The 1,290-nt window shown below is 75.3% G+C and carries 2 pseudogenes; one reads left to right on the plus strand and one right to left on the minus strand.

What is annotated here, in order from left to right:
• Positions 1-75: pseudogene (locus AB0B89_RS36505) on the minus strand (anti-sigma factor); the annotation flags it as partial.
• A gap of 303 nt (positions 76-378) precedes the next feature.
• Here AB0B89_RS36505 and AB0B89_RS36510 point away from each other — a divergent pair.
• Positions 379-1,290: pseudogene (locus AB0B89_RS36510) on the plus strand (LuxR family transcriptional regulator); the annotation flags it as partial.

Raw genomic sequence — 1,290 nt, forward strand, 5'->3', positions numbered from 1 at the left:
GATCTCGTCCAGGGTGAAGTCGAGGCGCGCGGCCAGCCCCGCCGTGGCCGTGCGCAGCACGGACAGGTAGGCACTCGCGACGAGTTCGAGCCCGCCCTGGCCGCCGCCACCGCCCAGGTCTCCGAGGCCACCGCGCTGGAGGCGCTCAACGAGCTGGTCGCCCGCGACATCGTCCGGCCCGCCGCGGCGGGCCGGTTCCGGTTCCGCCACCCGCTGGTCCGGCGGGCCGCCTACGAGTCCTCTGCCGCCGGCTGGCAGCTCGCGGCCCACGCCCGGCTGGCCGCCCACCTCGCCTCCCTCGGCGCGCCGGCCACCGTCCAGGCCCACCACTTCGAGCGGTCCGGCTCCTTCGGCGACCAGCGGGCGGTCGCCACCCTGGTGGAGGCCGCCCGCGCGGTCGCCGCCCAGGCTCCGGTCACCTCCGCCCACTGGCTGCGCAAGGCCCTCGACCTGATGCCCGAGGAGCCGGGCACGCTGGAGGAACGGCTGGAGCTGCTCCTGGAGCTGAGCCGGGCGCAGGGTGTCAGCGGCCGGCTCACCGAGGGCCGCGACACCGCCCGCGAGCTGCTGCGACTGCTGCCCGAGGACGACCACGCGCGCCGGGCCAGGGCCGCGCGCATCTGCGCCCTCATGGAACGCCAGCTCGACCGCCCCCACGAGGCGCGCGCCCTGCTGCTGGACGAGTTGCGCCGGATGCCCGACCCCCGCGCCGCCGCGGCCATCCCCCTGCGGATGCGGCTGGTCGCCGAGAGCATGATGCGGGTCGACTTCCGCGCCGCGCAGGCCGTCCTCGACCTGATGCCGGACTCCGGGGACGACTGGGAGCCCGACCTCGCCATGGCGGTGGCGGCGCTGCGCCCGATGCCCGCCTACGCCGCGGGCCGGATGGAGGAGGCGCTGCGCAGCGCGGACGCCGCCGACCGGCTCATCACCACGGCCCTGGACGAGCACCTGGCCGAGTGGCTGGACGCGGTGGCCTGGCTGTGCTGGGCGGAGACCAACATGGGCCGCTACTCGGTGGCGCTGCGCCACTTCGAGCGCGCCGCCGCCGTGGCCCGCTCCACCGGGCAGACCTACATACTGACCAACCTGCTCGCCGGCAAGGCCCGCACCCTCATCGTGCTCGGACGGCTCCCCGAGGCGCTGGCCACCGTCGAGGAGTCGGTCGAGGGGGCCCGGCTGCTGGAGTCGGGGCAGCAACTGGTGTTCGCTGGAGGTCAGGAGGATCTCCACGATCCTGCTGCCCTTCTCCTCCACCACGCCCATCGCCACCCAGGTGCAGATCTGGAT

This window comes from Sphaerisporangium sp. NPDC049002 (genome assembly GCF_040649355.1).
In the GTDB taxonomy this organism is placed as follows: Bacteria; Actinomycetota; Actinomycetes; order Streptosporangiales; family Streptosporangiaceae; genus Sphaerisporangium.